The sequence below is a fragment of the uncultured Rikenella sp. genome, from assembly GCF_947628055.1.
In the GTDB taxonomy this organism is placed as follows: Bacteria; Bacteroidota; Bacteroidia; order Bacteroidales; family Rikenellaceae; genus Rikenella.
In genome coordinates this window covers 13,044-36,828 of record NZ_CANQYJ010000009.1, presented here as the reverse complement: position 1 = coordinate 36,828, position 23,785 = coordinate 13,044, and the positions used below count along the sequence as shown (strand labels likewise).

The following is a 23,785-nucleotide window of genomic DNA, read 5'->3' as shown; positions in this document are numbered from 1 at the left end:
GCTCGAATGGCCGAGGCGCCAGGAGGAAGGCGAAGCCAAACTTTTTGAGATGCTTGCGCATCTCTTGAGCCTGCCGGGTACCCTTGTTTTCGATCTTCTTGGGCCGGAGCAATAGACCGCTCTTAATATTGCGATCCTTTGGATCGCCGACCTCCGCGCCCAGCGGCGAAGCCGCTCGGGGGGTGGGCGCGAGGTCGAACTGAGGAACAGTAGAGCGGTCTATTGCTCCTGGCCCAAAGCAAGCTCGAAGCAAGAGGACTGCGGAGCCTAAGGAGTAGCGCAGCTATCTCAAAAGTTCTTTGCGCCGCTTTCTTGAAAGAAAGCGGCAGTTCCATCCATAAGGCGGAGAATAAACGAACGGATAAAATTAGCACATGACATTTGCCGACATACTGCTGCCCATTGCCGCGCCAACGGTTTTCACCTACGCCGTACCCGAACATACAGCGATCGGAGCCGGCATGCGCGTGCGCGTACCGCTCGGCAAAAGCAAAATCTGCGAAGGCATCGTCCTGCGTCTCCACGACACCCCGCCAGTATCCCGAAGCGGGCCGAAATACATCCTCGACATCCGAGACACACAACCCTTCGTACTGCCCGAACAAATCCGGCTGTGGGAATGGATAGCCTCCTACTACCTCTGCCCCCCCGGAGAAGTGCTGAAAGCCGCCATGCCGGCTGGGATACGGAACAGCAGCTACCAACCTTCGGCCGAATTATTCGTCCGCCTCGCCCCCCCGTACCGCACAGCCCGCAAAATCGCCGAAACACTGGACGAAATACACCGCGCGAAAAAACAGAGCAAAGCCCTGTTAGCCTATCTTGCCCAGCTGCCCCATGCCGCAGACGGCGAGCCTGTGCTCGATCCGCAGGACGAACAGCAACTATGGGTGCTGCGCGCCGACATCACCGAAGCTATTCCGGGAGCCGTTATACTGAAACTGATCGAACGCGGCATTCTGGAGCAACAGGAAATCATACCCTCCGCACTTCGCCGCACAAACGCTTCCAATCCGGCCCCAGCGCTGCCCGAGACCACCTCGCCCTATGCCGGACAAATCGCCGAAGCCTTTGAAAAACACCCCACCGTACTGCTGAGCGGCGAGATCGGCGAAACCCGCTCCACGACCATTCCATTATACATTTCCCTGGCAGCGAAAGAGATCGCACAGGGACGGCAAGCCCTTCTGCTGCTGCCCGACACCGTGATGACCACGCAAGTCACCAACGCATTGCAGACAGCTTTCGGGCCACGCTGCCTATTTTACCACTCGCGGCTCACCGACCGGGCCCGGAGTGCGGCCTGGCAGCGGATGATCGAACAACCCGACACCGTCGGGCTTGTCGTCGGAACCCGGTCAGCCCTTTTCCTGCCATTTCGGCGGTTAGGACTGGCGATCGTCGATAACGAGCAGGACCCGAACTACCGGCAGAGCGACCCAGCGCCGCGGTACCACGCCCGGGATGCGGCCCTGATGCTGGCCCACCTGCACCAGGCGAAAACCCTGCTCGCCAGTCCCGCCCCGTCGGCCGAAAGCTGGCTCAACGCCATGGCGGAAACAGGCAAATACGGTTCCGTCGTCATTCCGGCGCCCAGCGGCACGCAACGGCCTGTCGTGACCGTGCTGGAACGCGGCAAAGGGCTGATCTCGAAATACCTGCACAAGCGGATCGGCGAGACGCTGGCCGAAGGGCGGCAGGCCGTGCTGTTCCAGAACCGGCGGGGATTCGCCCCATACGTGGAGTGCGCGAACTGCGGAGCCACCCCCACGTGCCCGCACTGCAACGTCACGCTCACTTATCACAAAGAGAGCTCCGCGCTGGTCTGCCACTATTGCGGCTGGTCGCAGCCCTACACCTCGGCATGCGCCGCCTGCGGCATGCGGGCGCTGACCCCGCGCGGGATAGGCACCGAACGGATCGAAGAATATGCCGCGGAACTTTTCCCGGACACGAAGATCGCCCGCATGGACACCGACACCATGAAAGGCGCGGGAGCCGCGGGACGGATCCTCGACCAGCTGGCCGAGGGAGAAACCGGCATACTGGTCGGCACCCAGATGGTCGCCCGCACGGCGCAGGCGGGAGAACATATCGGGCTGGTGGGGGTCATCAATGCCGACAACATGCTGGCCCATCCCGATTTCCGGGCAGCCGAGCGGGCTTTCCAGCTGCTGACGCAGCTGAAAGCCCTGCTCCCGGCCGACGGCAGCGGCGAGCTGGTGATCCAGAGCTCGCAGAGGCTCCACCCCGTGCTGACCGCTGTGGCGAACCACGACCCCGACAAGTTCTACCTCCACGAAATGCGGGAACGGCAGCAGCTGCTCTACCCGCCTTACGTGCGGATGCTCCGCCTGACGTTCCGCCACCCGGACAAACCGTCGGCCGCAGCTGCGGCGCAACAGTGCGAAACGTTATTGCGCGAACGATTCGGGCGGCGTGTCTCGCCGCCTTTCGAGCCACAGGTCGACCGGGTGCAAAACCTGCATATCTTCCACATCCTGCTGCGCATCGAACGGCAGCGCCCCGTGGCCAAAGCCAAGGCCATACTTGCGGAGATCCTGACGCAGGTGCGGAAACAGTTTCCGGCGGTGCACCTCATCGCCGAAGCCGATCCGCAATAACGGGGCACGAACCGACCCGGAAAGCTGCCCCGTTTGCCGGCGGTTCAGAACCGACAGGCAGCCGTCACGAAGAAATTGATCCCCTGCGCGTAATAGTACTTCGAGTCCAGCGGCAGATAATTTCCCGTCGCATTCTTGCGCAGCCGCAGCGCCTCGTAACCTCCGGTGCGGATATTGCGGCGGTTCAGCACGTTGTTCACCCCGGCATAAATGCCTAACCGCAGCTCCCTTAGGTAAAACGTGCGGCCTGCGAAAAGATCGACCGTCGCGCCCGCCCCGAGATTTTCCTGATCGAAAGCGATCCTGTGATCGATCTTTTCCCAAGCTCTTGCCGTGCGCCGCAGAGGAGCCGGAGCGATATAACTCCCCGCAAAACCGTTCACCGCCGCCGAAAATATCCACGACCGCGGCGTGTATTCGATTTCCAGCACCCCGACCGTCTGCGGGCCGCCGGCCGTGTGGAGACTTTCGTAGTACACCGTTTCGGTTCCGGCCTGCTCGCCCGTGCTTTCCTGCAATTCGAGGGCCGTGGGGTCCGACGTGTAGCGATTGTCCGACACCACGCCCGCCGCGCGGAGCCACAGCCGCTGCCCCAGCTGCACTTCCGCCGCCAGCTCGATCCCTGCGTGCCGCGTATCGATGCCCGACATCAGGTAATTGCAAAAGAAATGGTTCAGGTCGTCGTAGAAATCCCGCACCTCCGTCCGATTTCGGAACGACGTGGCGAACGCGCCGAAATAGGCCCGGAAGAACGGCGTGCGGTAATCGACGCTCACCTCCGCCCCCAGAATGTCCTCGTTCTTGAGGTCGGGTACCAGCGCATTGCGATACTCCGGCGCAATGAAAGCGTTCTGCGGCGTCGGCGCCAGTCTCTGCGCCGTGAAGCGGAATCCGGCCCGGAAGCGGCTGCCGATGTGGTAACCTAAGCCGCCCTGCACGAGCCACTCGGCCCGCGCCAGCCACGGCGACCAGCCGAACGACTGCGCCCCGGGGAAGTTCTGCTTGTCGTAGTACCCGAAGCGATGGTAGGCCGCCACACCGAAAGCTCCCGCCGCCTCGAAATCCCACTGGTGCCGCCGTTTCGTGAAACGTACCCACAGCCGGGGCATGAGCGCCTGCATGGAATATTTGTAACCGAACTGCTCCCCTTCGCGCACCTGCCGGTTCGGGTGGCGCATGTCGCTCTGCGTCTGGTTTTGGACGTCCTCCGGATTCTCGGCGAACACGTCCACATCTAACCAGTAATCTGCCCCCAACAGGTCGTCTAATCGCTTGTAATTCAGATTCTCCGCTGCGAAGAGCCCGATGCCGCCCCGGAAGAGCGTTTGGTCGTTCGGCTGCCATTCGGCCGCGGATTGCAGCGTCAGTTCGCGGTAATCCCGTACCCGGCTGGCCAGAATGTAATGCGCCCGCGGCGAGTCGTACCGGTTCCGGCTGACCAGCGCGGCCCAGTCGATCTGACGGACGTTCTCGTCCGTGCGCCAGAGTTCCGTTACGATCTCCCGCATCTCGCTCCCCTCGGGTTGGAAGCTCGGCATGTTGCGGTAGTAGTCGGGCCGCGGGTTCGGGGCGTTCTGCCAGTCGAGGCCCGAATAGCTTTCGGTGCCGAAACGCGCCGCAAGGGTGGTCGTTATTTTCAGTTTCTCGTTCGCGGAGGCGTATTCGTGGGTCACCATCGCCACCGGCTGCCGCGCCTCGCGCACGTTTGCCGACCGCTTTTTGTCGCCCCACCGTCCCCACGCGGGGTTGTATAAGTTATTGCCTGTCAGTTTATACGCTTCTGCGGTGGAGGCTGACTGCAAGGCCCGTTCGGTCGGGGCGTACCACGCTGTCAGCGCGATGCGGTGCCGGCCGCCGCCGAACCGTTTGGAAACTGACCCGAATGCGGCCCAGCTGTCGTTCCATACGCCGTCGATCACATAGGATTCTCCCCACGACTGCCCGGCGAAAAGAGAATAGCCCCAGCCGTTTTTCGCGTTCTCGCCGGAGTTGTAGCCGGCGGTGCCGCGGAGGTTATAGGTGCGGTTGGAGGTGGAGAGGGCGATTTTGCCGCCTTTTTGCTGTTGCCACGGCAGAATCTGCCGGTCTTCGTTCTGTCCGATAGCGGCCGGGACGGTCTGGTCGCGGTCGTAAACGGCCGAACCGACGGAGGTCAGTCCGCTGACGGCGTTCCATGCCGGTATGCCGCGGAACCAGTCGGTGAGGGCGACTCCACCCATACGGAGGTCGCGGTAGCGCCAGTCGTAGCCTCTCGGCTTGTAGCGCAGGAAGCTGAATCCGAAGCCGGTGGCTTGTCTGAAATAGCTGTCGTAGGCTTGCAAGGAGCTGAAGTGGAATGTGTTTTCGTCCGCATCTAACTGCCATGCGGTGCGTTCTGCGGCGGAGTTTTCCTGCTGTGCGGCTGTTTTGTTGTGTAAAGACAGAAAAATAATGAAAAACGTCAGAAAAATACGCATCGACTTTCCGGGGTATAAAAAAGGCATACGTCAGGAACGTGCCCGTACAAGAGGTAGGCTAATACACCCTAATACCCGACAAGCCCTGAGCGTATGCCAGGATTGGTAACACTCAGAGCTTCGGGTATTATGCTTCATTTGTTGTCAAGGAGATTTTCTCTTGCGGAGGGGGGGGCCGCTTGCCGGCGAACCGCGGGAGAAGGCAGCCTGTGGGTTGCGCAAATCGCCTTAGTGTTTGATTATTAGCCTTTTCTTGTACGGAAGCTATGCAAAGAACGAACGAATTGTTCTGGGATAAAGATAATCGTTTCTATGGAAATAGCGATGCAGTCCGGAGTGTAAAAACTCCGGACTGCATCTATGGAAGCGACATCGGGTTCGTCATTAATCGTAGGTTTATTTAGCACCGTGCCGGATGGAACCGTACCTTTTCTGAAGAAAAGGTACCCAAAAGACTTTCAGATAGCTGCGCTACTCCTTAGGCTCCGCAGTCCTCTTGCATTGAGTTTGCTTTGGGCCGGAGCAATAGACCGTTCTACTGCACCTTAGTTCGACCTCGCACCCACCCCCCCGAGCGGCTTCGCCGCTGGGCGCAGAGGTCGGCGATCCGAAGGATTGCAATATAAAGAGCGGTCTATTGCTCCCGGCCCAAGAGAATCGAAGCCGAGGGTACCCGGCAGGCTCAAGAGATGCGCAAACATCTCAATAGGTTCCTTTTGTTCACAACCGAGCAGCGTTTCGAGAGCAGAGGCCGCTTGCGGACTATGCCGAGATAACGCGAGGAAAACAAGCGAAGCGCAGTTAAAGAGAACAGTTCCCTCCCGAACACGTACAATAAAACCTACCGTTAAAGGATCAGCATGGCATCGCCATAGGTACCGAACTTATACCCCTCCTTTTTAGCCGTCTCGTAGAGCTTCATCAGTTGCTCATAGCCCGCGAACGCCGACACCATCATCAGCTGCGTAGACAGCGGCAAATGGAAATTCGTCACCATCGCATTCGCCACACTGAAATCATACGGCGGGAAAATGAACTTATTCGTCCAGCCCTCGAACGGTTTGAGCATGCCATCCGTCGAGACCGAACTCTCGATCGTCCGCATCACCGTAGTGCCGATCGCACAGACCCGTTTTTCCTTCGCCCGCGCCGCATTGACGATCCGCACCGCCTCCTCCGGGATGAAAATCTGCTCACTATCCATCTTGTGCTTCGTCAAATCCTCCACATCCACCGAGCGGAAATTCCCCAGCCCCACATGCAGCGTCACCTCCGCACAACCGATCCCCTTGATCTCCAGCCGTTTGAGCAGATGCTTGCTGAAATGCAGCCCCGCCGTCGGCGCCGCTACCGCCCCCTCGACCTTGGCATAGATCGTCTGATAGCGTTCCGCATCGATCGGCTCCACCTTGGGCCGTATCCACCGCGGCAGCGGCGTTTCGCCCAACTTGTAGAGAGCCGCCTTGAACTGGTCGTAATCGCCGTCGAACAGGAAACGCAGCGTCCGGCCCCGCGAAGTCGTATTGTCGATCACCTCCGCCACCAGCGCGTCATCGTCGCCGAAATAGAGTTTGTTCCCGATCCGTATCTTGCGCGCCGGGTCGACCAGCACATCCCACAGCCGCTGTTCGCGGTTCAGCTCGCGCAGCAGGAAGATCTCGATCTCGGCCCCCGTCTTCTCCTTATTGCCGTACAGCCGGGCCGGGAAAACTTTCGTGTTGTTGAAGATCATCACATCGCCCTCCCGGAAATAACCGATGATGTCTTTGAAAATCTTGTGCTCGATCTTTCCGCTCTTGCGGTCGAAAACGAGCAGGCGCGATTCGTCGCGATTCTCGGCCGGGTATTTCGCCAGCATGTCAGGCGAAAAATCGTACTTGTACTGCGAAAGTTTCATTCTGTATGGTGATTTTCTTGTTTTCTCGTTAACGGAGCCTTTCCGAAAAATTCCTTTGTGCTGCGCGCTGACGGAAATTCAACGAAAAGCCTATGGGCTTTTGCGTTGTCTTTCCTTTGTCAGCAATGCGCGCAACGGAGGGGACTGCGCTTACGCCGCGCGGGCGGTGCCGCGGGCACTCCGTATCGGCAGCCTCTACCCCCAAGCCCGCCGACCGACAGACTGTAATCAGGCTGACGCCCTGAGGCAATGCGTTCCCGAAACAACGAACAGTAAATTAATATACGGAATCAGGCCGGATTTGTTTCAACGGTCAGCGTATCCGGGAACAAACGGGATTGCAGCTGTTCCGGCGTCACACACTCCTCTGCGCGGAATCCCCCGCTGCGCACCCGCCGCAGCGCGACCAAATGCCCTCCGCTCCCGAGCCGCTCGCCCAAGTCGCGCGCGAAAGACCGGATATATGTTCCCTTGCTGCACGCAATGCGGACCGTCACCCGCGGAACCTCGGGCAGTTCGCACCCTTCGACAGAAGCGGCATAGATCGTGATCCGTGTTGTCCGCATCTTCACCTCCTCGCCTTCGCGGGCATACTCGTAAGCCCGCTTCCCTTCCAATTTTTTCGCCGAATAGAGGGGCGGCTCCTGCTCCTGCTCGCCCACGAAGCCTTGCAGCACCTCCTCGATCTGCCGCCGGGTGATGTGCTTCCACGGATAACGCGCATCGATCGGATGTTCCAGATCGTAGCTCGGCGTCGTAGCACCCAATTCGACGGTCGCCAGGTACTCTTTCTCCTCGGCCTGCAATTCGTCCACGCGTTTGGTGGCGCGCCCCACGCACACGAGCAGCACGCCGGTGGCTAACGGATCGAGCGTTCCGGCGTGCCCGACCTTGATCTTGCGGTGGCCGAGCTTGCGCATCAGCGTCCGCACTTTCCGCACCACGTCGGTCGAAGTCCACCCTAACGGTTTGTCGACGGGAATCACAAGGCCCTCGACGAACGGATAGCCGGGCCCGAGGGTTTCCAATAAAGTATCTGCCATGAAAAAACAGGTAGGTATAGACGACTTCCCTCCAAGTCAGGTCCTGAGTCTCTCCCCAACAACCCGGCGACCAGGCCGCAGAACGGCTTGGTTATAAGGCGGAACAGGCCGGAAACGATTGAAAATCGAACATACATTAAAAGTGGGGCGAAGCCGCGTATATAATACTTGCCCCAAAAAATTATCCCAAGATCACCGCCACGGTTCCCGCCCCGGCGCAATAGAGGGCGAACCACCACAGTTTTCCGCGGCTCACGATACGGATCATCACTTTGCAGGCGAACAGCCCTGCCGCATAAGCCGACAGAAATCCTGCGGCCAATGCCGCGCCCGATATGCCCGACGCGGCGGGCGAGAATTCGCCTTTGAGCAGTTCGAGGAATGCTTCGCCCAGGATCGGCACGAGCACCATCAGGAACGAGAATTTCGCCAGCTGGGTCCGGTCGTCGCCGAGCAGCATCCCGGTCGCGATCGTGGAGCCTGACCTCGAGATCCCCGGTATCACGGCAACTGCCTGCGCCAATCCGATAATGAAGGCGTCTTTCGCCCTAATGTTCCTGGCTTTTGTCGGACGGACGAAATGGGTGAGCAGCAGCAAGCCTGCCGTCACGAAGAGCATGCAACCCACGAACCGCACGCCGCTCCCGAACAAAGCCTCGACCTGGTCTTTAAAAAACAGTCCGACGATCAATACGGGAATCATCGAGATCACGAGTTTCAGGAGGTACCTGGATTCCGGATTGGCCTTGAATTCGAGCCCGCCGCGGACGAGCCGCACGATCTCGCCCCAGAACACGGTAATCGTGGCCAGCACGGTGGCGGCGTGCACGAGTATGGCGAAAGTGGCGTTGTCCATATCGGCCCCGAGGATATTCCCGAGTATAACGAGGTGGCCGGACGAACTGACGGGCAGAAACTCGGTCAGCCCCTGGAGCAGGCCGAGCAGAATGGCGTCGATGGTTCCCATTTATTCGGTTTTCGTGTCGGTTGCGGCGTTTTCTCCGGTTTCGGAAGTTTTCGGCCGGTACATAATCGCGAAAATCTCGAAGAGGAATCCTGCGAGCAGCAACACGGGCGCCACATACAAGCGCCGGAAGCTGAACATCCGGTCGTTGAACTGCGTTGCGGGGTCTTCGCTGCCGCCGCCGCTGAGCAGAATGAAGCCGAGGATGATCGCGGCGATGCCGCACAAGATCATCACGTAGTTGCGCCGGTCGAGCGCCATGGCGGAATTCCGCATTTCGGACGCAGGGGTCTGTTTCTTCATATCGTTTCTATTTTATTCGATCTTTTATTTGTACGTACCCGCATAGAACTGTTCTCTTTGTGAACAAAGAGAACCAGAAAAACTTTCTGAGATGCTTACGCATCTCTTGAGCCTGCCGGGTACCCTTGTTTCCGATTCGTTTGGGGTGTGAGCAATAGCGGGCACTTAGGTAAATAACGCTTTATGCCCGCTATTGCCACGCCCCAAAGAAAACACAATGCAAGAGGACTGCGGAGCCTAAGGAGTAGCGCAGCTATCTGAAAGTTTCTTTGGTTCTTTCTTTTCAAAGAAAGAACGGTACCAGGCGGCACAATGCAAATAAACGATCGGTAAAGATCAGTCCGTCTGCCGCACGTAACGGTTGACAGCCAAAGCCGTAAAGGTAGTGCAAATGAGCACCCCCGCCAAAATCATCGCACTGAAAAGCAAAGCGAACGTTTCCCGGTCGCAGACCAGCTTCACCTCCGGCATCACCTCCGACAGCCCGTCCACAAACAGATACAACAGTCCCGACGCCAACACCCCCGCCACCACGCCCTGCGTGAAACTGCGCAGCACGAACGGCCGCCGGATAAACCCCGGCGTCGCCCCCACCAGCCGCATCGTCGCGATCGACTGCCGCCTCGCCGCCACCGCCAACCGCAGCGTGTTCGAGATCAGCATCACCGTCACCACGAGCAAAAAACCGCCCAATCCGAGCAAAATATAATTCAGCCGGTTGAGATTCCGCATCACCGCCTCCACAATCTTCCGCTGGTAAACCACCTCCTCCACCCCACTCCACGACGCGCACTCTGTTTCCAGCGCCGCCAGCTCCTCCGCATCGGCATATCCCGGATTCAGCGTCAGCTCATACGACGCCGGCAGCGGATTCTCGCCCAGAAAATCCACGAAATCCGTCCCGATGTAAGTCTGAAAATCCCGGGCCGCCTCGTCCGCCGAAATATAGCGCCACGTAGCCACCGCCGGGTGCATTCCCATTCGCCGTTCGATCAAAGAGCGCTGCTCTTGCGTCACCGTGTCCGCCAGCATCACCGAAAACCGCAACTCGCTGCGCACCGCCGACGTCGACGAGTAGGCATTGATCAGGATATACCCCACCACCCCCAGCAACAGCAGCACCAGCGTCACACTGACCGTCGCCACCGAATAGTCCGCTTTGAGTCCCCTGCGTCCCGCCATGCCCTTAGTCGTTCTTATTACGTTTGACACTCCGCACCCCGAGCCCCACCAGCAGCCCCAACGCCCCCAGCAGCAGAACCGCAGACGATGCCCGCGTAATCCCCGCCAGCAGGTCGAAATGCGGCGCAGCAAAGCTGAACACAATAGTATGTTCGCCCGCCGGCACCCGAATTCCCCGCAGCACATAGTCCGCCCGGAAGTACGGCACCGGCTCCCCGTCCAAGAACGCCGACCACCCCTTCGGATAATAGATCTCCGACAAGACCGCCACCCCGTCCGTCGTCCGCCGCGTGCGGTAAGTCTGCCGGTTCACACGATACTCCGTCAGCGCAATGGTTGCCGCAGAATCCGCCCGCAGACCGGTGTCGGAAAGCCCCTCGAGCTGCCCCGCGAACCGGCGGTCCACCACCGCCGTCGTGTGCGGATCGAACCCTCCGCCCCGGTTGTCACTCTCCAGCGCCGCGATCTCCTCGTCCGCCCCCGAGACCCACGCGATGGAATCGACGAACCACGCACTGCCGCACGCCGCCGGATTCCGCTGCACCGCCGGCTGCCCCCCGTCCGCCCGATCCGGAACGATGAAATACTTGGTGTTCAGCATGTCGTACACCGCCATGTTGTTCCTGGACAAATGCCGCTCGATCAGATCCTGATACCGCCGGAGCTTCGCCGCATGATACCCCCCCACCGACCGATGATGGTACGAAGTCGTCGCGTCGGTGAACGGATCGACCGTGAAATTCGCCACCCGGTAATCCGTCGTATCCTGCAGAATCAGCCGGTCGGCCTCCGTCATCGGAATGGCCAGCGCCTGCCGTTTCGGATGAAAGTCGTCCGCCGAAACGTACCGTTTGTCCACCGGGAACAGGTCGAACAGCACGATCCCGCACAGAACCGCCGCAAACCAGCCTTTCCCAATCTTATGCTTCGCAAACAGCCACACGATCCCCGCCGTAAGTACGACGAACAGCAGCGACCGGAACGCATCCTCCCGCATCATCGCCGCCCGTTCCTCCTGCATCGCCACCACGATCTGCGCCGGCAAGCCCATCGCCTCGTCGTTCGGCCCCGCAAAACTGCCGACCGCCGGCCCGAACAGCCCGATCAGCCCGATCAGCAGCGCCAGCCCCCCCACAATCAGGAGCGACCCCTTGAGCCCCCGTCGAATACGAGTAGAATCGCCCTCTCCGTCACAACCCTCCCACAGCCGCGCCAACCCGAGAATCGCCAGCAGCGGCACCGCCCACTCGACCACCACCAATATCATCGACACCGTGCGGAACTTGTCGTACATCGGCACGTAGTCGATAAACAAGTCCGTGAACCACTGCATATTCCGCCCCCAAGCCAACAAAATCGCCAGCACCGATACCGCCGCGATCCACCACTTCTCCCTCCCGCGTAAGACGAACAGCCCGAACACCGCCAGGAACACCAGTCCCGCCCCTAAGTAGACCGGTCCGTCCGTCGAAGGCTGCCCCCCCCAGTACGACGGCAGGTTCCGTTCAAACCCCCGCGGCACCTCGTACCCCCTGAGCGATCGGGCCACCTCGCCGTCCGGCCGGAAATCATGCCCCCCGCCGTACAGATTCGGCACCAAAAGATTCAGCGTTTCGAGCTTGCCGTAGCTCCACGCCGTAATGTAGTCGCGGTCGAGCCCCCCCGTCCGGTTCGCCGCATCCGCCGCCGTGCGCGTATCGGTCAGCTCGCTCCTGCCGCGCGTGGTCTCCGGCGTGTGCTGCGCCACATAATACAGCTGCACCAGATTGGCCCCCACCGCCAGCACAGCCGCCGCCGCCAGCACAGCCGTTGTCTTTCCGAACCGCGCCAATGCCTTCGCCCGGTAAGCGACGACGAACTCGTTGACAACCAGCGCCAACAAGACGAACAGGAAGTAGTAGGTGATCTGCGGGTGGCTGGTCGAAATCTCGACCGCCGCGAACACCCCCGCCAATGCCGCCCCGAGCCACCGGTGCCGCCGGTAGGCGTACCACACCGCCCCCACCATCGGCGCCACCCACGCCAGGGCCATCATCTTCGTGATATGTCCGGCCCCGATAATGATAATGAAGTACGACGACAGCCCGTAGCCCAATCCCCCCGCGATCGAGAGCCACGGATCGACCCCGAAGAGCAGCAGCATGAGGTAGAACCCCGCCATGGCAATGAAAATCCACGCCGCCGGCTGCCCGAGGAAATAGAGGCGGTCGGCCGCCTGTTTGACCCACCGCCCGTCGTAGTTCATGCTGATGAGGTACGACGGCATCCCGCCGAAGTTGCGCCCGGCCCACTGCGGATGTTCGCCGTAGCGGTCGATGTGCTGCTGGATGTCGCTCGTCACGCCGTTGAACATGACCATATCGGTCTGGCGCAGCGCCTGTCCGTCGTACTGCGGGGCGAAAAACAGAGCCGACACGGCGGCGAAAACCGCCAATGCGACGATATGGGGCAACGCTTTCCGGAAAAAGCGGACAAGACCGTTCTGCATAACACGCTGGAATTTGGGGTTAAAAGTACGTTTTTCCGGGGGATTTCGCAACCGGGCCGCCGCAGAGACGAATCGGATTCTCATTTCGGCCGTGCAGGGCCGCGCAGGGCCGTGCAGGGCCGGGCTTATGCCCTCGAAAAGGCCGGCAGGAGGGGGAAGCCGGCGCGGGAACCGGGAAAAACACCGCCTCGGAATTTCGCGCCGACATTGCACACCCGGCACTATCTTTGTATTTTTACGGCCGGATCGTAAAATGCCGTCCTCTATGTTTCGCCACCTGCTCACCATGTTCGTCTCTTTTTTCAAGATCGGCTGCTTCACTTTCGGGGGGGGCTATGCCATGATACCCATTATCCAGAAAGAGGTGATCGACAAACGCCGGTGGGTCGGAAAGGAGGAGTTCATCAACCTGCTGGCCGTGGCCCAGTCGGCTCCGGGGCCGATGGCGGTGAATGTCTCGATTCTGGTGGGCTACAAGATTTCCCGCACCCGGGGGGCGATGGCGGCGTTCCTCGGCACGGTGCTGCCGTCGTTCATCATCCTGCTGGTGGTCGCTATCTTTTTCTCGCGCATCTATAAAGACCCGGTGGTGAACAGCATCTTCAAGGGGATGCGCCCGGCGGTGGTGGCGCTGATCCTGCAACCGGTCTTCTCTTTTGCCAAAGGGCTGAAATATTGGGAGTACGGAGTGTTCATCGCGATCGCGGCGGCGATCTGGCTCAAATTGTCGCCGGTGTGGTTCATCGCAGGGGGAATTGCGGCAGGGGTGGGATGGACTTTCTGGAAATCGAAACGCCTCACTCGACAGTAAGCCATGCTTTATCTCCAGCTTTTTCTGACTTTCTTCAAAATCGGCCTCTTCGGTTTCGGGGGCGGTTACGCGATGATTTCGCTGATCCAGACGGAGGTGGTGACCACGCACGGCTGGATTTCGGGCGCGCAGTTCGCGGACATCATCGCGATCTCGCAGGTCACGCCCGGCCCGATCGCGATCAACAGTGCGACTTACATCGGGTATACGGCGACGGGATCGGTATGGGGTTCGGCTTTAGCGACGCTGGGGGTGTGCGCGCCGTCGTTAGTCATTATGCTGCTGGCGTCGCGGTTCTACCTCAGGATGAAGGACAATCCTTATGTAGCGCAGGTGATGAAGGCGCTCCGACCGGTGGTGATCGGGCTGATTCTGGCGGCGGCGCTTCTTCTGCTGACGCCGGATAATTTCATCGACTGGAAAAGCTATGTGATTTTCGGTGCGGTGCTCGTGGCGGCGGTTCGCAAGGTGAATCCGATTCTGCTGATCTTCCTGGCAGGGCTCGCCGGCTGGGTGCTGTATTGACCGATCGGTTAGGTACATACTTGGCGGACAGCATGTGATCTGTTGTCCCCAAAGCCGTCGTCGGGGAGGGTTTCGGCCTGCCTGCTCCGCCAGAGCCCCACTTGGCACACCGCAGAATTCTGAACTGGCGTTTTTCAGCTTACAATAAAGTTATACGACCCGGGCGGGATATTTTCGTATCCCGCCCAGGTCGCATATATATCCTGTCCCATCCCCGCCCCGTCACTTCGCTCTGTTCTGCTACTCGGCCCGCAGAGCCTACTTCGACTTATGCCATCTCCCCCGCTCGTAGCAGACCGCCCCGTCTAATGCCGACATATATTCCGCTTTGCGTCGATACCCCTCCTCGGTGAAGAAAAACGCAAAACCCATATACGCCCGCCCCTTTCGTGAAAGATAGAGCATCGCGCAACGGGTATAACTCTCGTCCGCCAGCGTCTGCGGTTCGATCGGCAGTTCGAGCACGAATATCGAGTCGGCATGGAACCGCCGCTTCACTTCCCGTCCCGAAACGACCCGGACGTGTTCTTCAAAGCGAATCGTGTCCTGCCCCTGCGAAATATTCAGCAGGTCGTTTTCGATCCAAACGCGATGTTTTGTCCCTCCAAGTATACCACTATACAAAACTACACTCTGCCGGTCGTCCGACTGGAGCAGCAGACCGAATGCCCCTGTTCTGACCCACCGTTTCCATGTGCGTTTTGCTGTATCACGCACCCCAATGTAGCCATATAACCAGGAATAAACCGAGGTATCGATGGAATCCCTTCGGGATTTTAACGAATCACATGGGATTCTTTGCTGGCAAAATCCGCCAGCTCGTCAGCCCGGAAAGACTGGGCCGCCGCGCGGCCGAACCCCGAAAGGCCCGGCAGCACCGCAAACACCGTCGACAAAACAAGTATAAAATGATTTCGTCGCATGAGCCGGATATTTTTTGCGTTTGTGTCCGTGCCCCAGCGCGCCCGGTTTCCCCAGGACATCATCAGCCCCAAGCCACTCGTCCCCTCATCAGGGAGCCCTATTCCACCGCCGCAGTTTCCGGCGCCGTCATCTCCGGCCGCTCGAAACCGTCGGCCGTCGCCTTGTCGGTCATCCGCTTGATGCGATTGTCCAAATCCGGATGCGTCGAGAACAACTGCTGCACCTTGTTGGTCTTATCCGCCCCCATCTCCTCTTCCATCTTCTTCAGCTTCTCGAACGAGAGCGCCATCGCCCACGGATTCTCGCCGTGCGATTTCAAGAAATTGTACCCGTATTCATCCGCCGCATACTCCTGTTTCTGCGAGAATTTCGACTGCGTCACCGCCTCGCCCAGATCGCCTAACTGCGAATCCGACAACTTGGCCGCCGTCCCGCCCGCCGAGCTGACCCCGTCGCGCAAAGCCGACGCCAGCAGAGCCGTCCGGAACGCATCCTTGCTGTCCTTGTTCATCACGTGGCCGATCTCGTGGCCGATCACCCCCAGAATCTCCTCGTCGGTCATGATCTGCATCAATCCGGCAAAAACCCGGATGCTCCCGTCGGCACAGGCAAACGCGTTGACATCCCGCACCCGGTAAGCCTTGATGTTCAACCCGTCGACATTGATTTTCGCCGTAATCCGCGCCAGCCGCACGGCAAATTCGTCGTCCCCCTCGCACACCGGATTGTGCGCGTCCATCCAGTCGATATACTCTTTGACATAGCCTTTGATCTGCGCATCGGTCAGCGTAGCCGCCTGCAATACTTTGGCTCCCGCCCCGATAGCCTTGTTCAGCCTGAATTGAGCGTGCGAAACTCCCGCAGCCGAGAGAGCCGCAACTGCCAGAAAAGTCAGAATCCGTTTCATGTGAAATCGATTTGATAATTTTTGATTTTTTCGCTGCAAATGTAAGCCAACCGAACCGATTTGTCAACAGTTTCCCGTCGGTATTTAACCAGGCTGTTCCGGCCCGCCTCGTTGTATAAATTCGGCGGGAGCTTTCCCGATTCACGGGAATGGAACAAACGCTCCTCCGCCCCAAATCCTATTCCGAACGCAGCGACCGGACCGGATTGACCGTTGCCGCCCGCCAACTCTGGAGCCCTACGGTCAGGAGAACCACGATCAGAATAATGATGCCGCCGCCGATAAAAAATCCCGGGTGCAGGGTAATCTTATACGGATAGCTCCGGAGCCATTGCGACATGACATAATAAGCAATCGGTGTCGCCACCAGGAATGCGATCCCTACATAGATCAAGTAATTGCCTATGAGCAGAGCCACAATCTGCCCCGAGGTAGCCCCCTGGACCTTCCGCACGCCGATCTCCTTTTTTCTCCGGGCATTCGAGAAGACGATCAGGCCGAATATGCCGAAGCACGAGATCCCCACCGCCAGAACGGAAAAAATAGTGAAGATGGTTTTGAAACGCTGCTCCGAGTGATAGAGTCGGGACAGATACGTATCCAACATATCAATCTGAAGCGGTTCCGAAGGGTTGAACTGGTTATAAACCGCTTCGATCTCGCCGAATACCCGTTGAATATCTTCCACGGAAGACATTTCGACCCTGACATTGATCAGCCCGGCCGGAATCGGGACAACGAAAATAGTCAGCGGTTCGACCCCCTGCCGCAAAGGTTTGAAGTTGAAGTTGCGGCAGACGCCGGCGATCTTCAACAGCGGAATATTCGGATCGTCGCCCGTTTCCTGCTGAATATAGAGCTGCTCATAGTCTTCCGCCTGCAATGACGTCATCGCGGATTCATTGAGGATCACGTTCGTTCTGTCTTCCCGGAACCGGGTATCCCCATGTATCATCTCGACGCCGAAAGTCGAAAAGAAAGCGGTATCGACATACAGGAATTTGCTCCAGATTTCCTTTTTCTCTTCCTGATAGCGGCCCTGCAACTTCCCGCCTATATCGATATTCCCCACCACCCCTTGGGTAATACTGATATTTTGCACGAAAGGCAGTTGTCGGAGTTCCGAGAAGAAAGCCTGCCGGTGCTGGTATATGATTTCATCCATCCCGATGCAGACGATCTGCTCTTTGTCGAACCCGAGATCTTTGGTTCTCAGGTGGTTGAGTTGTGCCGAAATGACCAGCGTGCAGGCAATCACTCCGATCGAGGCGATCAGTTGAACGACGATGAGTATCTGGCGGAACAGCATTACTCCGCGCCCGTTCCGCATGCGACCGGTATAAAGCGCATGGATGGGGTCGAGCGAACTGAGGTAAAAGGCCGGATAGCTGCCGGCAATAATCCCGACGACTAATGTCCCGCCGATTAATAACCCCCATTGCCAGAGGTTGTTCATCCAGATGAACGGATAGCGAATCCCGGCCAATCCGCTGAAATACGGCATCAGCAGATTGACAATAATCAGCGCCAACAGCATCGCGCAAAAAGTCATTAGGATGGATTCGCCGAGGAATCGGACGATCAACATCCTGCGCGTGGCGCCGTTCACTTTCCGCAGTCCGATCTCTTTGGCGCGCATCATCCCCTGTGCCGTAGACAAATTGAAGAAGTTGACGATCGCCAGCAGCAGGATGATGATCCCGACCCAGATCATGGACATGACTTGTTTGTGATTCCCCCCTTTGAAAGCGGTGAACAGGTCTGCGTAGTTGAAATAGACATCCGAAAGCGGGTAGCACACCACCCGTTCCACTTCGTATTGCAGGTTGCCGTTTTTGCGGACGACTTCCTGTATCTTGGCATTCAATGCCGCTATATCCTGCCCGTCCCGGACTTTGGCGAAGATTTCATATTGCCACCGGTGCCAGTCTTGGCCCAATGTCATCCCGTCGTACAGTACTTCCCGGGGATTGAGCGGGAGTATCATGGAAAAGCGGATCGACGAGTTTAAAGGCACATCGGCCGTAACCGCCGTAACGACACCCTGACGATAGTCGCTAATGGTCACAGCCTGTCCGATGGGATCCTGATCGCCGAACAGCACCTTGGCCGTAGTTTCGGTCAGCACGACCGAATTGGCGTCAGGGAAAGGGTTCCGGCGATCTCCCCGGATGATCTGGAAAGAAAAGACGTCGAAAAAGCCGGGGTCGACTTCCAGCAATCCTTCCTGGGTATATACTTCCTGTTCCGGTTGATCCGGCCGTCTGATCGAAGTCAGATAAGGTCTGCCGGCGACATTGGAGATGGCTTCGATCTCCGGCACCCCTGCCGCAATGGTCGGCGCCAAAGCATACGGACACCCCCAGCCGCTGATTTTGTAAATCCGCTCCGCATCTTTGTGGAACATGTTCATCGTCAGTTCCCGCACGGCATATTGGCCGATGAATATGACGGTGGCTAATGCGAATGCGAACCCCAAGATATTGAGCCGGACGTACAATTTATGCCTGGGGAATAAGGTCTTGATGCGCATGTTTAGTTTAGAGTAGGGTGGGAATCAGTGTAATGATAATTTTCTAAAAATAATTAAAACATTGAGAATTAACAATATTCCGACTTACAAAAATATAAATATGTCCAATATCGTTATCCTATAAGGGATAACAGCCTGCAAAGCATTCGATTTTTCCCATTTTGAACGGGTTGTCACTGGAAGCGTTGTTTTCCCGGAAATTCGACAAAATGAGCCTTTGTACCGGCATTGGGCAGCCTCCCGGCAAAATGCCATGAAGCTACAGAACCGTCTCGTTTCGAGGCCGGTAGTAGATTAGCAATGTTTTTTGATAATCGCGGATAAAAAATGCCGGGACAATGCAGTATAAAGGCGAAGGCGCAAAAAACACGCGAGGCGGTTCCGGAAAGAACCACCTCGCGTACATAACAGACAGACTTTGCCGATCGACTCGCCGTTGATGCCCAGCAAGTCCGCCTCGCGCACATAACAGACAGACTTTTGACCTCAAGCAATCACCCTACTCCGTCGCAAGTCCTTCCGTCGCCGCTTCCGCCGCAGAAGCCATCGCATCCTTCGGCCCGACGATCAGATTCTGGAACTGACGCGTCCCCGTCCCCGCAGGGATCAAGTGGCCGCAGATCACATTCTCCTTGAGTTTTTCGAGCGGATCGACCTTGGCATTGATCGCCGCCTCGTTCAAGACTTTCGTCGTTTCCTGGAACGAAGCCGCCGACATGAAGCTGCTGGTCTGCAACGCCGCCCGGGTAATCCCCTGCAGCACCTGATTTGAAGTCGCCGGCACCGCATCGCGCACCTGCACTTCCTTCAAATCCTTGCGCCGGAGCGTCGAGTTTTCGTCCCGCAGCTGCCGCAGCGTAACGATCTGACCCGCCCGAAGCGTTGTCGAATCCCCCGCATCCGTCACGACTTTCTTTTCGTAGATGTCGTCGTTTTCTTCCATGAAGTCCCACTTGTCCACGATCTGTTCCGGCAGGAACCGCGTATCGCCCGGGTCTTCGATCCGCACCTTGTTCATCATCTGACGGACGATGATCTCGAAGTGCTTGTCGTTGATCTTCACCCCTTGCATGCGGTAGACCTCCTGGATTTCATTGACAATGTATTCCTGCACTTTGGTCGGCCCCTGGATCGAGAGAATATCCTCCGGCGTGATGGCCCCGTCGGAGAGCGGCATCCCGGCCCGGATGTAGTCGTTTTCCTGCACCAGAATCTGTTTCGACAGCGGCACGAGGTACTTCTTGACTTCGCCCGTCCGTGAGGTCACAGCGATCTCGCGGTTCCCGCGTTTGATCTTCCCGAACGAGACTTCGCCGTCGATTTCGGAAACGACCGCCGGATTGCTCGGATTCCGCGCCTCGAACAGCTCGGTAACCCGCGGAAGCCCCCCGGTAATGTCCCCCGCCTTGCCCACGGCGCGCGGAATCTTGATCAGGATGTCCCCGGCATTCACCTTGGCATTTTCCTTGACCACGATATGGGCCCCTACCGGCAGGTTGTACTGTTTCTGTTCGTCGCCGCTCTTGTCCAGAATCTTGATGACCGGGTTCTTGGTCTTGTCGCGCGATTCGATGATCACTTTCTCGCGATACCCGGTCGTTTCGTCCGACTCTTCGCGATAGGTGACGTTCTCGATCACGCTGTCGAAGGTCACCTTACCGCCGAACTCACTGATGATAACCGCATTGTACGGGTCCCACTCGCACAGCAGATCCCCTTTCGCGACCTTGTCCCCGGTATTGACATACAAGGTCGCCCCGTACGGCAGATTGGCATTGTACAAGGTCGCCCCCGTATTGTCGTCCACGATCCGCAGATCGGCCAGCCGGCTGATCACCATATAGACCGTCCGCCCGGTATCGTCCTTGCGTTCGACCATCTTGAGTTCGTCGATCTCGATATGCCCGTCGTACCGGGCCACGATCTTGTTGTCGGCCGCCGAGCCGCCGGCAACCCCCCCGACGTGGAACGTACGAAGCGTCAGCTGCGTCCCCGGCTCGCCGATGGACTGCGCGGCGATCACCCCGACCACTTCGCCTTTCTGCACCATGTGTCCGGTGGCCAAGTTCCGCCCATAACATTTAGCGCACACCCCTTTCCTGCTTTCGCAAGTGAGCACGGAGCGGATTTCGACCATTTCGATCGGAGATTCCTCGATCGCTTTGGCAATCTCCTCGGTAATCTCTTCCCCCGCCCTGACAATCAGTTCGTTATTCAGCGGATTGTAGATGTCGTGCACCGAAGTCCGCCCCAGGATCCGTTCATAGAGCGACTGCACCACTTCTTCGTTCCGCTTGATGGCCGTAGCCTGCAATCCGCGCAGCGTGCCGCAGTCTTCTTCGGTAATAATGACATCCTGGGCCACATCCACCAACCGTCGGGTCAGATACCCCGCGTCGGCGGTCTTCAATGCAGTATCGGCCAGCCCTTTTCTGGCACCGTGGGTGGAGATAAAGTACTCCAGCACGCTCAATCCCTCCTTAAAATTGGAGAGGATCGGGTTTTCGATGATCTGCGCCGCTTCGGCCGTAGATTTCTGCGGCTTGGCCATCAAACCGCGCATCCCCGACAGCTGCCGGATCTGTTCCTTAGACCCACGCGCCCCCGAGTCCAACATCATATATACCGGGTTGAACCCCTGGTCGTCCTCGGTCAGCTGTTTGAGCACCGTGTGGGTCAGTTTCGAGTTGGTGTGCGTCCAGATGTCGATGATCTGGTTGTACCGTTCATTGTTGGTGATGAACCCCATGTTGTAGTTCTCCATCACCTCGGCCACCTGATTGTAGCCGTCCTGCACCAATGCCTCTTTCTCTTTCGGAATGATGACCGCATCCAGGTTGAAGCTCAGCCCGCCCCGGAAGGCCATCTGATACCCCAATGCCTTGATGTCGTCCAAGAAATTGGCCGTAACCGCCGCGCCGCACTGTTTCATCACATCCCCGATAATATCCCGCAGCGATTTCTTGGTCAAGAGCATGTTGATATACCCGACCTGCTTCGGCACCACCTGGTTGAAGATGATCCGCCCGACCGTGGTGTCAATAATATTCCCCGGCGCCAACCGCAGCTTGACTTCCGCATGCAAGTCCACCCGCCCTTCGTTGTTCGCGATAATCGCCTCTTCCGGCGAGTAGAACACGAGCCCTTCGCCCTTGACCCCTTTCCGCGGCTTGGTGATGTAGTACAGCCCCAGGACCATGTCCTGCGACGGCACGGTAATCGGCGCCCCATTGGCCGGATTGAGGATGTTGTGCGATCCGAGCATCAAGAGCTGCGCTTCCAGAATCGCGGCATTCCCCAGCGGCAAGTGTACCGCCATCTGGTCGCCGTCGAAGTCGGCGTTGAAGGCCGTACATGCCAGCGGGTGCAGCTGCAATGCCTTCCCTTCGATCAGTTTCGGCTGGAATGCCTGGATCCCGAGCCGGTGCAGCGTTGGGGCGCGGTTCATCAGCACCGGATGCCCTTTGATGACGTTTTCGAGAATATCCCAGATCACCGGGTCTTTCCGGTCGATAATCTTCTTGGCCGACTTCACCGTCTTGACGATCCCCCGTTCGATGAGTTTCCGCACGACGAACGGCTTGTACAGTTCCGCCGCCATATCCTTCGGAATCCCCATTTCGTGCATTTTCAGCTCCGGCCCGACGACAATGACCGAACGGGCCGAATAGTCCACACGCTTCCCGAGCAAGTTCTGCCGGAACCGCCCCTGTTTCCCTTTGAGCGAGTCGGAGAGCGACTTGAGCGGCCGATTGCTTTCGGTCTTCACCGCATTGCTTTTACGGCTGTTGTCAAAGAGCGAGTCGACCGCTTCCTGCAACATGCGTTTCTCGTTCCTGAGAATCACCTCCGGTGCCTTGATTTCGATCAATCGTTTCAAGCGGTTGTTCCGGATAATCACGCGCCGGTACAGGTCATTGAGGTCGGATGTGGCGAACCGCCCCCCGTCCAGCGGCACGAGCGGCCGCAGCTCCGGCGGTATCACCGGTATGACACGCATGATCATCCACTCCGGCTTGTTGACGTCTCGGCTGGCTCGGAATGCTTCCACGACGTTCAGCCGTTTCAATGCTTCGCTTTTCCGCTGCTGCGAGGTCTCGGTCGATGCTTTGTGCCGCAGCGAGTAGGAGAGTTCGTCCAGGTCCACGCGCTGCAACATGAGTTCCAAAGCCTCGGCCCCCATCATCGCGATGAATTTGTTCGGATCGCTGTCTTCCAGCGCACGATTCCCTTTAGGTAAAGTGTCGAGCAGGTCGAGGTATTCTTTTTCGGTGAGCAAGTCCCCTTCTTCGACATTCTCCGCCGCCCCTTTCTGGATCACGATGTATCGTTCGTAGTAGATGATCATGTCCAGTTTCTTGGTCGGTATCCCGAGCAGGTACCCGATCTTATTGGGCAGCGAGCGGAAGTACCAGATATGCGCTACCGGCACCACGAGCTGGATATGCCCCATCCGCTCCCTGCGCACTTTCTTTTCGGTTACTTCGACGCCGCACCGGTCGCAGACGATCCCTTTGTATCGAATGCGTTTGTATTTGCCGCAATGACACTCATAGTCCTTGACCGGCCCGAATATCCGTTCGCAGAACAGCCCGTCGCGCTCGGGCTTGTAGGTGCGGTAGTTGATGGTCTCGGGCTTGAGTACTTCGCCGCTCGATTTTTCGAGTATCTGCTCGGGCGATGCCAATGAGATGGTTATCTTCTGATAGTTCCCTGTGGCTTTCGTATCTTTATTGTATGCCATTTTCTTTCTCTTAATTTCAAATTAATCCTTTTCTTCTTTCTTTTTTATTCCTGTCTTTTAATGGTTTGAGGGTACTGTTCTTTTTGTGAACAAAAAGAACCAAAAAAACTTTGGGCGAAACTTACGTTTCGCATGGGCCTGCCGTAGTCATTTCTCTTTGACTGTTGTTTTGGATAGGGACTTTCCGGCGCAGGCGGTGCCGCCTGACAATCGAACCGGAGTTAAGCGGCACGCGCCTCGCCGAGAAAGCCCTATCCAACGCTAAATGCCAGAGATTCGATTGCGGAGCCTAAGGCGTAGCGTAGCTATCTCAAAAGTTTTTGGTGCCGCTTTTTCCAAAAAGCGGCAGTTCTCTCGAACCAACAAAGAAAGAACAAACGAATG

The 23,785-nt window shown here is 57.9% G+C and carries 15 protein-coding genes; 3 read left to right on the top strand and 12 right to left on the bottom strand.

Going from position 1 to position 23,785, the window contains the following annotated elements; translation table 11 throughout:
* Window positions 1-374 precede the first annotated feature (374 nt).
* A complete protein-coding gene (gene priA, locus Q0Z93_RS01790) occupies window positions 375-2,624 on the top strand; it encodes a primosomal protein N' (RefSeq protein WP_298061984.1) in 2,250 nt (749 codons plus the stop codon).
* Between the two features lie 44 nt (window positions 2,625-2,668).
* Here priA and Q0Z93_RS01785 read toward each other — a convergent pair whose 3' ends face one another.
* The 7 genes from Q0Z93_RS01785 to Q0Z93_RS01755 form a co-directional block, all read right to left on the bottom strand.
* Window positions 2,669-5,080, bottom strand: coding sequence for a TonB-dependent receptor (locus Q0Z93_RS01785; protein WP_298061981.1), 2,412 nt, complete (start codon window positions 5,078-5,080; stop codon window positions 2,669-2,671).
* Window positions 5,081-5,927: 847 nt separating this feature from the next.
* Entirely contained in the window at window positions 5,928-6,977 is a 1,050-nt protein-coding gene (gene queA, locus Q0Z93_RS01780; protein ID WP_298061979.1) for a tRNA preQ1(34) S-adenosylmethionine ribosyltransferase-isomerase QueA, read from the bottom strand.
* A gap of 290 nt (window positions 6,978-7,267) precedes the next feature.
* Window positions 7,268-8,020, bottom strand: coding sequence for a tRNA pseudouridine(55) synthase TruB (gene truB, locus Q0Z93_RS01775; RefSeq protein WP_298061977.1), 753 nt, complete (start codon window positions 8,018-8,020; stop codon window positions 7,268-7,270).
* A gap of 181 nt (window positions 8,021-8,201) precedes the next feature.
* A complete protein-coding gene (locus Q0Z93_RS01770) occupies window positions 8,202-8,987 on the bottom strand; it encodes an undecaprenyl-diphosphate phosphatase (RefSeq protein ID WP_298061976.1) in 786 nt (261 codons plus the stop codon).
* Window positions 8,988-9,287, bottom strand: a complete 300-nt coding sequence (locus Q0Z93_RS01765) for a DUF3098 domain-containing protein (protein WP_298061974.1) — start codon at window positions 9,285-9,287, stop codon at window positions 8,988-8,990. It lies immediately after the preceding gene.
* A gap of 336 nt (window positions 9,288-9,623) precedes the next feature.
* Window positions 9,624-10,469 (bottom strand): permease-like cell division protein FtsX, encoded by an 846-nt coding sequence (locus Q0Z93_RS01760; protein WP_298061972.1) that lies wholly within the window; start codon window positions 10,467-10,469, stop codon window positions 9,624-9,626.
* A gap of 4 nt (window positions 10,470-10,473) precedes the next feature.
* Window positions 10,474-12,957 (bottom strand): YfhO family protein, encoded by a 2,484-nt coding sequence (locus Q0Z93_RS01755; protein ID WP_298061971.1) that lies wholly within the window; start codon window positions 12,955-12,957, stop codon window positions 10,474-10,476.
* A gap of 265 nt (window positions 12,958-13,222) precedes the next feature.
* On the opposite strand from Q0Z93_RS01755, the gene Q0Z93_RS01750 reads away from it, so the two are divergent.
* Both Q0Z93_RS01750 and Q0Z93_RS01745 read left to right on the top strand, forming a co-directional pair.
* Window positions 13,223-13,768 carry a chromate transporter gene (locus Q0Z93_RS01750; RefSeq protein WP_298061969.1) on the top strand — a complete coding sequence of 182 codons (546 nt, stop codon included), beginning with the start codon at window positions 13,223-13,225 and terminating at the stop codon, window positions 13,766-13,768.
* A gap of 3 nt (window positions 13,769-13,771) precedes the next feature.
* Entirely contained in the window at window positions 13,772-14,293 is a 522-nt protein-coding gene (locus Q0Z93_RS01745) for a chromate transporter (protein ID WP_298061967.1), read from the top strand.
* 258 nt (window positions 14,294-14,551) lie between these two features.
* Here Q0Z93_RS01745 and Q0Z93_RS01740 read toward each other — a convergent pair whose 3' ends face one another.
* From Q0Z93_RS01740 to rpoC, 5 genes are all read right to left on the bottom strand, one after another.
* On the bottom strand, window positions 14,552-15,010 hold the full coding sequence (locus Q0Z93_RS01740; RefSeq protein ID WP_298061965.1) for a hypothetical protein: 459 nt from the start codon (window positions 15,008-15,010) through the stop codon (window positions 14,552-14,554).
* A gap of 59 nt (window positions 15,011-15,069) precedes the next feature.
* Window positions 15,070-15,288 (bottom strand): hypothetical protein, encoded by a 219-nt coding sequence (locus Q0Z93_RS01735; RefSeq protein WP_298061963.1) that lies wholly within the window; start codon window positions 15,286-15,288, stop codon window positions 15,070-15,072.
* A 26-nt stretch (window positions 15,289-15,314) separates the two neighbouring features.
* Entirely contained in the window at window positions 15,315-16,124 is an 810-nt protein-coding gene (locus Q0Z93_RS01730; protein WP_298061961.1) for a M48 family metallopeptidase, read from the bottom strand.
* A gap of 178 nt (window positions 16,125-16,302) precedes the next feature.
* Window positions 16,303-18,657, bottom strand: coding sequence for an FtsX-like permease family protein (locus tag Q0Z93_RS01725; RefSeq protein ID WP_298061959.1), 2,355 nt, complete (start codon window positions 18,655-18,657; stop codon window positions 16,303-16,305).
* Window positions 18,658-19,156: 499 nt separating this feature from the next.
* Complete coding sequence (gene rpoC, locus Q0Z93_RS01720) at window positions 19,157-23,401, bottom strand: DNA-directed RNA polymerase subunit beta' (protein ID WP_298061957.1); 4,245 nt, start codon at window positions 23,399-23,401, stop codon at window positions 19,157-19,159.
* Window positions 23,402-23,785: the final 384 nt, after the last annotated feature.

Bases quoted from the DNA above. Each gene is read 5' to 3' on its own strand.
- priA (WP_298061984.1), top strand. From the start codon at position 375: ATGACATTTGCCGACATACTGCTGCCCATTGCCGCGCCAACGGTTTTC.
- Q0Z93_RS01785 (WP_298061981.1), bottom strand. From the start codon at position 5,080: ATGCGTATTTTTCTGACGTTTTTCATTATTTTTCTGTCTTTACACAAC.
- queA (WP_298061979.1), bottom strand. From the start codon at position 6,977: ATGAAACTTTCGCAGTACAAGTACGATTTTTCGCCTGACATGCTGGCG.
- truB (WP_298061977.1), bottom strand. From the start codon at position 8,020: ATGGCAGATACTTTATTGGAAACCCTCGGGCCCGGCTATCCGTTCGTC.
- Q0Z93_RS01770 (WP_298061976.1), bottom strand. From the start codon at position 8,987: ATGGGAACCATCGACGCCATTCTGCTCGGCCTGCTCCAGGGGCTGACC.
- Q0Z93_RS01765 (WP_298061974.1), bottom strand. From the start codon at position 9,287: ATGAAGAAACAGACCCCTGCGTCCGAAATGCGGAATTCCGCCATGGCG.
- Q0Z93_RS01760 (WP_298061972.1), bottom strand. From the start codon at position 10,469: ATGGCGGGACGCAGGGGACTCAAAGCGGACTATTCGGTGGCGACGGTC.
- Q0Z93_RS01755 (WP_298061971.1), bottom strand. From the start codon at position 12,957: ATGCAGAACGGTCTTGTCCGCTTTTTCCGGAAAGCGTTGCCCCATATC.
- Q0Z93_RS01750 (WP_298061969.1), top strand. From the start codon at position 13,223: ATGTTTCGCCACCTGCTCACCATGTTCGTCTCTTTTTTCAAGATCGGC.
- Q0Z93_RS01745 (WP_298061967.1), top strand. From the start codon at position 13,772: ATGCTTTATCTCCAGCTTTTTCTGACTTTCTTCAAAATCGGCCTCTTC.
- Q0Z93_RS01730 (WP_298061961.1), bottom strand. From the start codon at position 16,124: ATGAAACGGATTCTGACTTTTCTGGCAGTTGCGGCTCTCTCGGCTGCG.
- Q0Z93_RS01725 (WP_298061959.1), bottom strand. From the start codon at position 18,657: ATGCGCATCAAGACCTTATTCCCCAGGCATAAATTGTACGTCCGGCTC.
- rpoC (WP_298061957.1), bottom strand. From the start codon at position 23,401: ATGGCATACAATAAAGATACGAAAGCCACAGGGAACTATCAGAAGATA.